A 13,471-nucleotide genomic window follows, 5' to 3' on the forward strand; every position below is an offset into this window, starting at 1 on the left:
GTTACAACGCGCAAGTACAGCCATGTCCAACACCCTGAACACACACCTCGACATAGAATCCCGTTTCCAAATGGCGCTGCAACACGCACGCGGGGCAGCGCCAGGCTCGGGCGACTACAAAAAAGCGGTTGAACACCTCGAACACATTTTGTCTGTCGATGACCAGGGCGAAGAAATGGACCGCGTCTGTTTTTTGTTGGGCAGCCTGCTCGATGACTTTCCGGAAAACGTATCTCGAGCCATCGCCGTTTACCGCCGGGGTTTGGAAGCCGATCCCCTCTTTGCGCCCGGGCATAACAACCTGGGCGTTTTGCTCATGCAAAATGGGCAAATCCTGTCGGCTCTTGGCGAATTTAAAATCGCCATACACCTCGAACCCGATTACATGCTGCCCTATCGCAACCTCGCCCGATTGCTCTTTCAACACATGAGCCCGGCACAAATGGAACGCGAATACGCAAGCATCACCGAAGAATTTGGCGTCAGGGCATCGACGAGCATTCTCGCCCGCCTATCTCTCGAACTCATAGACCTTGGGCGAGCACAGGTCTATGAAAGCCTCTACACGCACGGCCATCGCATCAAAAACCTGATGGGTCTCTCCGGCAGCCGAATGCGCCGCGCCATACGCAATTTACCGCCACATTCCGATGGCCTGGATGATCTGAAAGACATCGCACACGAACAAGAACACATCTACAACCAATGGGTCGCCTACTTGCGGTCTATGAAACAAGACACGATGAACCCCGCGCTGGTCGATGTGTCCCAACTCATTGAAAAAATGACCCACAAACTCTCTGCACGAGCGGGGAACAAAGAACTCATCTTTGCCGCCGAACCTCATGTGCCCCAGGTAAAAGCGGACGCAGGCATGTTATCTGAAGCCGTGACAAACCTGACCCTCAACGCCATCGAAGCCGTTGAAGATAATGGCGTGGTAAGAGTACAGGTCGGCGCCGATACAGAACGCAGTTCGGTTTATATTGAAGTGGAAGACAATGGCCCCGGCATTCCGGAAAATTTGCAAACCCGCATATTTGATCCCGGATTTTCAACGCGAGAACGAGGCAATGGCTATGGGCTGAGTATATGCTCTCGCATTGCAGCGGCACACCGCGGCACGTTGCGCGTAATCAGCCGCCCCGGTGCAGGCGCGGTTTTTCGCATTGACCTGCCCGTCGATTTTGAAGTCTCAACACAACAAGACAGCATTGGCCTGCAACACAGCGTACCCGACACCTCGCGCGATCCAATAGCTGAAGAATTTATTCAATAAGACCCTCTCCCATGACTGAAATTATCGTTGCTGACGACCAGATAGAAGTCCTCGACATGCTGATTCGAAGCCTGCGGGAAGACACGCGCAAGATCCATGCCTTCTCTACCGGACGCGAAGCGCTAACATATCTCCAACAGCATCCCAATCAGATTGGCCTGGCCATTCTCGACCTCGATTACGGGCCCGATGAACCCGATGGCCTCGAAATTTTACCACAAATGCTCAAATCGGTTCCCGACCTGCCCGTCATCATGCTCACCGGACAGGGCACAATAGATACAGCCGTGGCTGCATTGCGACTGGGCGCAACAGACTTTATTGAAAAAGACTTTTATATCGAAGACAAAATCGAACTCAGCCTTGAAAAACTCGACCGCGTTTATCAAGCACTCAGGGAAAATGCCCAACTGCGGGCAGAAGTTCAGGACCTGGGGCGCGAAAATCAATTCTACCGGGACGAATTTGGCAAACGCTATCAAATCATCGGCTCCAGCCCCAAACTCCAGCAAATCCTCCAGCGAGCGCAAACCGTAGCTCCCATCCCCAGGCCCGCGCTCATCACAGGCGAACCCGGAACGGGCAAAGAACTCGTCGCCGCTGCCATCCACTATAACAGCGACCGCAAAGACCGTCCCTTTGTCAAAGTCAATTGCGCCGCCATTGCCGACCAATTGCTCGAAAGCGAACTCTTTGGACACGAAAAAGGGGCTTATACGGGCGCAACAGAAGCCCGTCCAGGCAAATTTGAAGCCGCGAGTGGCGGCACCCTATTCCTCGATGAAATTGGCAACACCACCCCCGAATTTCAGCAAAATGTGCTGCGCGCCATTGAATATAGCGAAATCCAGCGCGTGGGCAGTGCGACACCCATCTTTATCGACGTGCGCGTTATTGCCGCCACGAATACCGATCTCGAAACGGAAATTGCCGAAGGCCGATTCCGCCAGGACCTCTACGACAGATTGCGCTTTGAAGTCTTGCACATGCCCCCGTTGCGCGAACGCCGAGAAGACATTCCCGCATTAGCCGATTATTTTGTCGCGCAAATTGTCGAAGAAGTACCCGGCCTTCAAAAACGCGATTTTTCCGATGCGGCAATAGAACGCCTGATGACATATCGCTGGCCGGGCAATGTGCGCGAACTCAAATTTGCGGCCGAACGCGCGGCCTGTGTCGCCCGAGGGACAGAGATTGAACCCGGAGATCTGCCCCCCGAAGTTTCTCAACAAGCGCCCCAATCACCCGAATTGAGCGACGGTTTTGAATCACAAGTGCAATCCTTTGAACTGAGTCTATTGCGGCGCATCCTCGATAAAGTCTCCTGGAACCAGCGCGAAGCCGCCAAACAACTCAAACTCAGCTACGACCAATTTCGCCACCTGTACCGCAAATACAAACTCAACAAAGAAAAACCCTGATTGTTATGGCTCTCGACATCCCCGTTCGGGCAAATCTCCAATACTTTCGCTGTCTCAACGACAGCATATCCACCTGGGCGAGTCACCTGCCCTTTTTGTTTCTCGCTTCATTTTTGGCAATACTCCTGAGTGCGATATCGGGCACTTTGCTCCTGGGCAGCTTATATGCGGGCTTTGCCATCATGATCTTGCGCGCGCAACAAGGGGAACAACCCCGTATGCGAGATCTATTTGGGCAAATCATTCGCTTCGTCCGTTTTTTTTCGATGAACATTTTTATCTTCCTGTTCTTTATTCTCGGCTTCGTCCTCATTGTAGCGCTGGTTTTTGTGAACAGTGATTTCTTTGCATTCCTGCTCAATGCATTCAAACAGGTCGTCGCCCGGGAAACGACCTGGGATATCCCCGCTGCACCAGAAAACATTGGAAGATTCTTAGAAGACAAAAATATTATTTATTATGCCGTCATTCCGGCAGCTTGCCTCTTATTTTTACCCGGCCTCATTTTTGTTGTCAAATGCTTCTACATCTATCTTCTGGCAGCAGACAGGGGAGTACACATTGATGAAGCCTATGTCGAAAGCCGCAAAGCCGTTGAACGCTACGGTTTTTTTCGCCACTGTGCGCTTATACTCACCGCGCTCGGAATTCTTGCAGGCTCAATCGCACTCACCAGGGACATCATCGATAATGCCTTCGTCCAGTTCTGTATCTTCGCCCTCTTTCAACCCCTCGCGCTTGGAATTTTCGCATCGGCTTACAACCAGACCCTTTGCGAAGAAGCGCGACAGTGGGAGAGCTACAAACAACAATTTTCCGAAATGCGCGATGAATTGCAAACAGCGCACGACATGCAAATGGGTCTATTGCCGCAATCCAGTCCCGACCTGCCTGGTTTTGCAATCGACGGAACCTGTATTCCCGCCAACAGCGTCGGCGGGGATTACTATACGTACCGCTGGTTGGATGAAGACAAAACAAAACTCGGCATCGTCGTTGCCGATGTTTCTGGCAAAGCCATGGAAGCAGCCGTGACCGCTGTGCGTTTCAATGAAATGCTCCGCTATGAATGCCAGAATCGCGTTGCGCCAGCTGATATTCTCGACGGTCTTAATGACTCACTGGAAGGTCAAATTGAACACACGACATTTATCACCTGTTGTATTGTTGTGCTCGACGTACCCACAGGCGAAGTCACGCTTGCAAGCGCAGGACACTGTCCTCCTATCCACCTATCCAATCAATCTCAATTTATCGACATCACGGGATATCCCCTGGGGATCCCGGCACTCGTACGCCCCCAAACGCCATATCGCGTTGAGCATTTAACACTCGCGCCCGGTGATCGTCTCGTACTCTACTCCGATGGTGTTGTCGAAGCCCAAAATGCCAAACGCAACTTCTTTGACGACGACCGATTTATACGTTGTCTCGAACGCGCATCCATAGATCAGACACCCACAGACCTGATTGCCGACCTCGTAGCCAATGTCAAATCCTTTATTGGCAAAGCGCGGCGCACCGACGACATAACCCTCGTTATACTCCAGCGCGATTTATCCCTTAACTCCTGACCCATCTCATGACGACCAACGCCCGCTTCATACTCATACACTATCACGAAATTGGCCTCAAAGGCAAAAATCGGGGCAAATTTGAACGGCATCTGATGACCAACATCACCCGCGCACTCAAAGACGTACCCTGTGGAAAGCTCGAGCGTCTATCGGGTCGCATGATGCTCGCACTCACCTCAGAATCGCCGATAGATGTCATCCGCGAACGACTCGCAACAGTCTTTGGCATCGCCAACTTTTCCGAAGCTGTGATCGCCAAACGCAATATCGAAGCCATTCGAGAAACAGCCTGGACACTCGCACAAAAAACCGACTTTCAATCCTTCAAAATCGTCACCAGACGCGGCGACAAAACCTTTCCGCTCAATTCGGACCAAATCAACCGGGACGTGGGCAAACATATTCAAACCCTGTCCGGTGCCCGCGTCCTGATGGACAATCCAGACCTCATTTGTTTTATTGAAATTGCCCCACAACGCATATTCATCTACGCCGAAAAAATCTCGGCACCAGGGGGGTTGCCCGTCGGTTCCAATGAACGCGCTGTAAGCCTCATTTCCTCGGGCATTGACTCACCCGTGGCTTCTTACAAAATTATGAAACGCGGTGTCAAACTGACTTATGTGCATTTTCACAGCCAGCCCTATACCAATCGCAACTCCCAGCGCAACACCGAAGACCTCGTGCGACTCCTCACCCGGCATCAATACGTGTCGGACCTGTACCTGGTGCCATTTGTCGAAATTCAACGCCACATCATGATGCGAGCACCTGCGAGCTATCGCGTCATTCTCTACCGCCGCGCCATGCTGCGCATAGCAGAAGCCGTTGCCCAAAAAGTCAATGCCCTCGCACTTGTCACTGGCGAAAACGTCGGGCAGGTCGCCTCGCAAACCCTGTCGAACATGCGCGTCATCGAAGAAGTGACCCCGCTACCCATCTTGCGTCCATTAGCCGGTGACAACAAAGAAGAAATCATCAATGAAGCACGGCGCATTGGCACATATCATATCTCCATCGAACCCTATGAAGATTGTTGTTCTGTCTTTGTACCCAAACACCCCGAAACGCGCGCCAATTTGGAAAAAGTCCGCGAAATCGAATCCGCGCTCAACCTCGCCCCCCTCATCGAACAAACCCTTGAACAAACCGAACGCAAAACGTTTAAGTTTTAGCATACTCATTTTACAACCCCCACTTTCTTATGCCAGACCTCCAGCCCCTGGTACGCTTCAAAAATCGCCTCAATCAAATACCGAATCGCCGCACTAAAATAGCGTCCTCGCCGCCACGCCACGCCGATCTCTCGGCTAAATGCCACCCCCTCCACATCCACCACCTTTAACGCCCCGGCACTCAGGGACTCCTGCACAGTTAGCAAAGGCAAAAAAGAAATCCCAACACCGACCTCTACCAGCTTTCGCATCGCCTCCGGACTTCGCATCTCCATCACCCCGCCGGGGGACACGCCTGCTTCTGCAAAACGCTCATCCACAATTTTGCGCGATATGGAATCCGTGTGAAACAGGATCAAAGGCTCTTGCACCACCTCTTGCAAAGTCGCTTTTTTTCGTGCAGCAAAAGGATGAGATGCCCCCACCACCAGCGGCATAGAATCCCGATAAATCGACACCGTCTCCACCCGCGGATGATCATAAGGCAGTGAAATAACCGCAAACTCAGAGCGATTCATCAGCAGGTCATCTACCAGATAGCGCGAGGGCGCCACCTGTGCAGACAGAGAAACATCGGGATAAGCACGCCTGTAATCCTTCAAAATATCCGGCAATAAATACGTCACAGCCGCATCAATTGCGCCAAACTGAAACCCCTCTCCCGGCAACACATCGCGCCGCTGCAAGTGGTCTTCTACCTCTTCGACCAGATCCTGAATCTGCATCGCATAATTCACCAGCGTGCGCCCTTCCATTGTCAGCGCCACGCGCTTGCCACCCCGGTTAAAAAGCCTCACCCCCATTGTCTTTTCCAATTCCGCAATACCACTGCTCACCGTTGGCTGGGTCACATGCATCTCCCGTGCTGCCTGGCTAAAACTCCCGGTCTGTGCAACAGATAAAAAATAACGCAAATGATAAAGATTCATATCTCGCTCCAATTGTAGAATGCAATCTATAGATTTTATCTATAAGTAATATAGCAATTATTGATTTGTCTAATAAGAAAAAATCACTGACATTTGTCCGACAATATTTTATGAACTCTTTTCACGCAAGGAGAAGACTCATGTCCTCCAAAGTCCGAGTCGCCATCATCGGTGCAGGCAACTGTGCATCCTCCCTCGTACAGGGCATCGAATACTACAAAAACGCTTCTGAAGATGATTTCATCCCCGGATTGATGCACCCCAACCTGGGTGGCTATCACATCCGCGACATTGAATTTTCCGCAGCCTTTGACGTCAATGCGGAAAAAGTGGGCAAAGACTTGAGCGAAGCCATCTTTGCACATCCCAACAACACCATAAAATTTGCCGATGTCCCCCACCTCGACGTTCCCGTTTACCGCGGCATGACCCACGATGGACTGGGCAAATACCTCGATCAAGTCATCACAAAAGCCGAAGGCGACACCGTTGACATTGCCGAAACCCTCAAAGCCACGCGCACAGACGTCGTCGTCAATTACCTGCCCGTGGGCAGCGAACAGGCCACCAAGTGGTATGTGGAACAAGTCCTCCAGGCCGGATGTGCCTTCGTCAACTGCATGCCCGTCTTTATCGCCAGTGCCGGACACTGGCCCGAGCGCTTTGAAAAACGCGGCCTGCCCCTCATCGGCGACGACATCAAATCACAGGTCGGTGCCACCATCACCCACCGCGTGCTCACCCGCCTGTTCCGCGAACGCGGCGTCAAACTCACCAAAACGTATCAGCTCAATTTTGGCGGCAACACCGACTTTTACAACATGCTCGAGCGCGAACGCCTGGAATCCAAAAAAATCTCCAAAACACAGGCCGTCACCTCTCAACTCGACTACGACCTGGGCGAAGACAATATCCACGTTGGTCCCAGCGATCACATCCCCTGGTTGGAAGACCGCAAATGGTGTCATATCCGCATGGAAGGCGAAACCTTTGGCGGCGTGCCACTCAACCTGGAACTCAAACTCGAAGTCTGGGACTCACCGAACTCAGCAGGCGTGGTCATCGACGCAGTCAGACTCTGCAAACTCGCCCTCAACCACGGACTCAAAGGTCCCTTGATGGGACCATCGTCTTACCTCATGAAATCGCCCCCCAAACAATTTAGCGACGATCAAGCTCGCGAAATGACGAGTGACTTTATTCGCCAGTACGGCTTAAAAGAATAACGCCAACACAGCGTTTATCTTATATTTAAGCGACCCTGGGCTTTGTGCCCCTGGTCGCTTTTTTATTCTAAAACATTGCAATAAAAACCGTTTGATTTCTATTTCTAAGGGACTAATTTACCCGGTACCTTTCCCGTAATCTCAGAGGGCCAAGAGGAAATCACCCCTGAACCATTCAGAACACGAGAAAAATAATGTACGCAAACCCACACCAAATAAGGCGTTTTGAAAATAAGATCGCCCTCATCACAGGCGGTGCTTCTGGCATTGGTCGGGCAACGGCAAATCGCCTATCGGACGAAGGCGCGCACGCAATCATCGCAGACCTGAATGCAGAGATGGGCAATCGCGCCGTATCTCAGATCAAAGAAGCCGGTGGCAAAGCCACATTTTTACAAGTCGATTTGTCAGACGATACATCCGTCAGAAAAGCGGGTCGGATCGTCTCGGAAACATTCTCCACACTTCACATACTCGTGAACAACGCCGCCATATTGAGACAAGGCAATATTGAAGACGGCGAATGGCGGCAAAACTGGGAACCTGAAACGAGAATTGTAAGAGGTTGGGTGCTGCTAACCGAAGTCCTCTTGCCCCTGTTAAAAAAACAGGGCGGCGCAATCGTCAACACCTCCTCGGAAGGGGGATTCCTCGGGCGCAAGAACCTGCTGGTCTATGATGCGATCAAAGCAAGCCTGGTTTCGATGACCAAAACAATGGCCTATGAGTTCGTTGACTACGGCATTCGCGTCAATGCCATAGCACCGGGCTGGATCGTCACAGAAATGCACTTTGGCAATGCTCCAGATCCGCAGGCGCGCAGAAAAGAACTGGAAGAAACACCGATCTCATCCTGCATCATGGGGCGGCGCGCACAACCCGAGGAAGTCGCCTCTGTCATCGCCTTCCTACTCAGCGAAGACGCCTCCTATATCACAGCCCAAACCATCCACGTTGACGGTGGACGCATGGGCATAAACTTGCCGAAAAAAAAATAAAAAATCGCAACTGCCGACGCCATCGTGCGATCTGCTCAGGAGCATAAAACCATCCTCGTCGATATATAACAAAGGAGACCGTCATGGACAAAGTTCTCATCATCGTAGGAGACGCCACAGAAACCGTCGATACCCTATACCCATTTCTCAGAATACAGGAAGACGGATTTACCCCCGTTGTCGCGGGACCAGACAAGCGGCGCTATCAAATGGTACTCCACGAAATTTCCCCCGGCTGGGACATCACCGAAGAATGGAAAGGGTATTCGATCAACGCCGACATCGCCTTTCGAGACGTTGACCCCTCCGAATACGTCGGCATCTTCTTCTCTGGTGGTCGCGCCCCCGAATACATTCGCGACGACCCCGATCTCATTCGTATCACGCGCTATTTCTTTGAACACAACAAACCCGTTGCCAGCGTCTGTCACGGCGTTGAAATCCCGTGTCGCGCAGGCGTAGTCAAAGGGCGACGCATGGCCTGCGTTTGGAAATGCCAATTTGACCTCGAAGTCTGCGGCGGCATCTTCGTCGATGAACCGTGCGTCATCGATGGCAATTTGGTCAGCGGTCGCGTGTGGAACGACCACGGACAGTACATGAAACACTGGATGAACCTGCTCATCGAAGAGCGCGAAAAAATGAAAACCCGCGAAACAGTCGCCGCCGATTAAAGGACCCCAACATGATCATCTCAGACCTGCGCGAGATTGAAGGCCGACAATTTCCCGCACGCAGAAGAACACAGCCATTAGCAGGTGCTGGCACCCCCATCCCCACAGAGGAATTCTCCATTGGATACGTCACCTTTGAACCCAACGGAGGGCAGGTACCCTGGCACAATCAGGCACAGGAAGAAATCTACTTCGTCATCGAAGGCGAAGGCGAAATGTGTCTTGGAACCGAAAGACAAACCCTGAAAGCCGGTCAGGCCGTGTACATTCCCCCGGGAGAATACCATCAACTCACCAACACGGGTGACGTACCCCTGAAAATGATCTACTGCTGTGCAGCAGGTTTTGTGGCACATCCGCAGCAGGAAATGACCGGCACCCTGCCAAAGGCAGGCATTGACGTCCCCCCCCTGCCCGATGGCGCACAACCGCAGCGCACAGCCCCCCCATAAACGCGAACAAGGACGGACCAAATGCCAACTCTACAAACATCATCCCCACACCTGGGCCACTTGCAACCCCGTGGCACGCGCCGTCTCATCTACGTCAGCGACCCCTCAAACACCACCAGCCACCTCAGCGTCCCGGCGGCCAAACCCGAAGAACTGCGCCAGATCGTTCGCAATTACGCCTCCGCGGGCAGTATCGACACCCTCGTACAGGAAATCTTCGCCGAAGCAATGACCATGTTCTGGCGAACCGACAAATGCCCTTACGACATCCGGCATCAGCACCAGCGCCTGGTACCCATCATGGACACAGGTATCATGCCCGTCGAAGTCTATATCGACGAATGCCATAAACAGGGTATGGAATTTATCGCTGGCTTTCGAATGAACGACCGCCACGGCCACCACACGGAATTCTTCAAAAAACTCTGCGACGAAAAACCCGAATGGGTACTCAGAGAATACAAACCCTCCACCAGACGCGCACCGCCCGAAAACCGCAAATACGGGTGCTCCTTAAACTACGCCATACCCGAAGTACGCGCCTTTCTCCTCGCCATCATGGAAGAAGTCGCCAACCGCTTCGACATCGACGGCATGGAATTTAACTTCACCCGTCTCGCAGAATGTTTTCCCAGAGCTGAACTATCACACAGCCACAGCACCATGACCGGCTTTATCCGACAAGTCCGCAACATGCTGGACAACGCCCACTCCCCAACAGGCAGAGACCGAAACCTCATCCTCGGCGTACGCGTACCCCAGCAAATGGCGGGCTGTAAAAAGCTGAGCTTAGACGTACCCACCTGGATCAAAGAGGGCCTGATCGACTATGTCGCACCTGGAGATTTCGGATTCACCGACTTCAACGAAAAATACGAAGACTTTGTATCAATAGCCCGGCAACACGACTGCTATGTCTATCCCCAGGTACAACCCAGACTCAGTATCGATACAGAAATTCTCATGGACATGCCCCAATACCGCGCAGCATTGCAAAACTTCTATGCCGCAGGCGCCGACGGCTTCTCGACCCAAAATTACTTCTTTCACTGGGGACCTCAGTTTGAACCCCCGGGAACTAATGGCGCAAAAATCCCCACAATGTATCCAGCGGCAATGAACGACCTCGTAGAATTAAAAGACCCGCAAAACATCGGCCCGGACCGACACTACACATTCCGTTCACTCTGGGCAAATAGCAAAAGTTTGGGCGAGGTCTATATCAAAGAAGAACTCGTCCTCTCCCGCCCAAAAATGGGACAACGAGACACCTTCAGATTTCGCCTGTGTGAACATCTCCCCTCAGAACCCATCCCTTCAGAAAACACCCTGACTTTCTTTGCACAGGGCTTGTCAAAAGAGGACGCCCTCACAGTTGACATCAACGGCACCAAAATCCCATCTCAAGATCTGAAATGGACTTGGCCCGATAACGACCAATTCCCATCGTGTACAATCGCGCTATCAAACCCGCCATTTATTTATGGCGACAACCACCTGGGCCTGACCATCTCAAAATCTGCTGAGAACATCGAAGAGCATATCGTCATAGATCACATAGAATGCGGGATACAATCCCATTCCCAGACGGGCAAACAATAGCCTGTGACCAATACAAAACGCAAAACACCCCGGTAGAAGTGTTTCTTTTTCTCCGCAAGAGATGTATCTTGACTTCAAGAAATTTTAATAATATCCTGAAGAAAGACCCATAGATCATGTAGTCATCTGCGCCACAACAGAAAGGACAAGACATGGATACACAACCAGGCAGACAAGATCGGACTACATATCCGATACAAGACGATGTGCGATTGGAAGTCTATTGGCGAAATGACCGCGCCGGTTACGGTCCCGCAGCATCTGTATATGCTTATAACCAGGAAGTTTTGCGTCTGGATTGTTTTGGCGAGGCAAAAAAACACGGCGGGAAAGGCCATTGCCACATCAACCTGAAACAGACCCGGGCAAGGCAATGGATGTACCCTCCCGGAACGGTTCGAGACCATATTGAGCACGCGATGCACGACCTGACACACAATCTGCGTTTTTGTCTCTCGACAAATGTGGATGAAAGGATACAGCAAATCGAGATCGACCAGAAAACACTACAACCGATTGCCCAGGAGGTTGAAGCAAAAATGCTGGCATTTGCAGACAAACTCGACTTATAGGCGTTCCTTGCGGCTCTGAGAGGGGCTGCAAGGAATATTTGATCGAATTCTCGAAACGCTATTGCAGAAACATCTCGAATAACCGGAGCGTACGATGGGCACCCTGCACGGACATATTATCGACAGCGCGACAGGCGAACCAATCAACGCCAAAGTACACGTCCTGACCGCCAACGGTCGTTTTTGCCACCCGCGCGACGCCATGCTCAAACGCGGACCCGGCACACCCTTCTTCTTCTGCGATGGCGAATTTGAAGTTCAAGCCTCGCGCGGGCGCACCGACATATTGGTCGAACGCGGCACGGAATACGAACCCATCCGCACCGTGGTCGAAATGCCAGAAAACGGCGTCAAAGACGTCGAAATCACCCTCAACCGCTGGTATATCCCGCAGGAAAACAACTGGTATCCGGGCAACACACACATCCACTACGACGAAAAAGAAACCCGCCCCGACGACCGACTCGCCATTGACTGCAGCGTGGAAGGCTACAACGTCACCGTCGTAAGCGTCCTCGACAGAAGACAACTTCCCTACGCCAGCAACAAATATCCCATCGGCGTGATGAACGAATTTACCACCGCACATCACGTACTCGACATCGGCGAAGAAAACCGCCACTACGGCGAAAACTCACCCTGGGGGTTTGGATATGGGCACGTCATGTTCCTCAACATCCGCAACCTCATCCAACCCGTCAGCCGCGGCCACATCCTAACCGCGCAATTCGACCCCGACTATCCCCCCCTGTGCTTTTGTTGCGACGAAGCCCGCGATCAGGGCGGCATCGTGATATGGTGTCACAATGGTCGCGGCATGGAAGCCCCCATAGCCGCGGCATTGGGAAAATTAGACGCCTTCAACCTATTCGACCCCTTCTGGATGGACCCCGAATACGACCTGTGGTACAAACTGCTCAATTGCGGCATCGCCTTGCCCGCCTCCACCGGCACCGACTGGTTCGTCTGCTCCAACAACCGCGTCTATGTCAACACCAGAGGCGCGTTCTCCTACGAAAACTGGATAACCGGTATGAAATCGGGCAACACCTTTATCACCAATGGTCCCGCCATTGATCTAAACGTAAACGATCACCCCATGGGCGCCACGGTCGAATTGCCCTCTGGCGGCTCGCTCGACATAGAATCCACATTCACGTCCTATTACCCCATTCACTGCGCCGAAATTGCGATGAACGGTCGCATCATCCACAGAGAAAACTTTCCCGAAGGCAAACGCGAGGGCGCCATTCGCCATCGGGTAAATATCGACCGCGACGGCTGGGTCGCTGCCCGGCTCTGGGGCAACCAGCGCGACAGCTTTGACCAATCGATCTACGCGCACAGCAGCCCGGTTTATTTTTCCTGCGGCCGTCCACCTGCCGAGCGCAACGAATCCGCGCAGTATTTTCTCAACGGCATCGAAGACGCGCTCAAATGGATCGAAACCTATGGCCGCTACAACACCGACCAGCAACGCGAAGAAGTCAAAGACCTCTTCCGCCAGGGACGGGAAGCGTATGCGAGTCTGATAAATTGAAAACCCCGAACAAGAAACCACAACAC

The 13,471-nt window shown here is 52.3% G+C and carries 12 protein-coding genes; 11 read left to right on the plus strand and 1 reads right to left on the minus strand.

The window, feature by feature from the left end; all coding sequences use genetic code 11:
• The first annotated feature begins 22 nt into the window (after positions 1–22).
• Genes OXG87_02340 through thiI form a run of 4 tightly spaced genes read left to right on the plus strand, consistent with a single transcriptional unit; the run spans position 23 to position 5,452 of the window.
• Entirely contained in the window at positions 23–1,279 is a 1,257-nt protein-coding gene (locus OXG87_02340; GenBank protein ID MCY3868366.1) for a HAMP domain-containing sensor histidine kinase, read from the plus strand.
• 11 nt (positions 1,280–1,290) lie between these two features.
• Entirely contained in the window at positions 1,291–2,700 is a 1,410-nt protein-coding gene (locus OXG87_02345) for a sigma-54 dependent transcriptional regulator (GenBank protein ID MCY3868367.1), read from the plus strand.
• Between the two features lie 5 nt (positions 2,701–2,705).
• The gene (locus tag OXG87_02350) at positions 2,706–4,274 is read left to right on the plus strand and encodes a PP2C family protein-serine/threonine phosphatase (protein ID MCY3868368.1); all 1,569 of its coding nucleotides are present in this window, start codon (positions 2,706–2,708) and stop codon (positions 4,272–4,274) included.
• A gap of 8 nt (positions 4,275–4,282) precedes the next feature.
• The gene (thiI, locus tag OXG87_02355; protein MCY3868369.1) at positions 4,283–5,452 is read left to right on the plus strand and encodes a tRNA 4-thiouridine(8) synthase ThiI; all 1,170 of its coding nucleotides are present in this window, start codon (positions 4,283–4,285) and stop codon (positions 5,450–5,452) included.
• Between the two features lie 5 nt (positions 5,453–5,457).
• Here the strand turns inward: thiI and OXG87_02360 are convergent, their stop codons facing one another.
• Positions 5,458–6,381, minus strand: a complete 924-nt coding sequence (locus tag OXG87_02360; GenBank protein MCY3868370.1) for a LysR family transcriptional regulator — start codon at positions 6,379–6,381, stop codon at positions 5,458–5,460.
• 140 nt (positions 6,382–6,521) lie between these two features.
• On the opposite strand from OXG87_02360, the gene OXG87_02365 reads away from it, so the two are divergent.
• The 7 genes from OXG87_02365 to OXG87_02395 all read left to right on the plus strand — a co-directional run bounded on the left by OXG87_02365 (position 6,522) and on the right by OXG87_02395 (position 13,445).
• Complete coding sequence (locus OXG87_02365; protein ID MCY3868371.1) at positions 6,522–7,607, plus strand: inositol-3-phosphate synthase; 1,086 nt, start codon at positions 6,522–6,524, stop codon at positions 7,605–7,607.
• 194 nt (positions 7,608–7,801) lie between these two features.
• Positions 7,802–8,605 carry an SDR family NAD(P)-dependent oxidoreductase gene (locus OXG87_02370; protein MCY3868372.1) on the plus strand — a complete coding sequence of 268 codons (804 nt, stop codon included), beginning with the start codon at positions 7,802–7,804 and terminating at the stop codon, positions 8,603–8,605.
• 83 nt (positions 8,606–8,688) lie between these two features.
• Positions 8,689–9,279 (plus strand): DJ-1/PfpI family protein, encoded by a 591-nt coding sequence (locus OXG87_02375; protein ID MCY3868373.1) that lies wholly within the window; start codon positions 8,689–8,691, stop codon positions 9,277–9,279.
• 11 nt (positions 9,280–9,290) lie between these two features.
• Positions 9,291–9,731: a cupin domain-containing protein gene (locus OXG87_02380; GenBank protein ID MCY3868374.1), complete on the plus strand. Its 441-nt coding sequence runs from the start codon at positions 9,291–9,293 to the stop codon at positions 9,729–9,731.
• Between the two features lie 21 nt (positions 9,732–9,752).
• Positions 9,753–11,333: a family 10 glycosylhydrolase gene (locus OXG87_02385; protein MCY3868375.1), complete on the plus strand. Its 1,581-nt coding sequence runs from the start codon at positions 9,753–9,755 to the stop codon at positions 11,331–11,333.
• Between the two features lie 152 nt (positions 11,334–11,485).
• Entirely contained in the window at positions 11,486–11,905 is a 420-nt protein-coding gene (locus OXG87_02390) for a hypothetical protein (protein MCY3868376.1), read from the plus strand.
• 94 nt (positions 11,906–11,999) lie between these two features.
• Positions 12,000–13,445: a CehA/McbA family metallohydrolase gene (locus OXG87_02395; GenBank protein MCY3868377.1), complete on the plus strand. Its 1,446-nt coding sequence runs from the start codon at positions 12,000–12,002 to the stop codon at positions 13,443–13,445.
• Positions 13,446–13,471 lie beyond the last annotated feature (26 nt).

The organism is Gemmatimonadota bacterium, assembly GCA_026706845.1.
Classification (GTDB): domain Bacteria; phylum Latescibacterota; class UBA2968; order UBA2968; family UBA2968; genus VXRD01.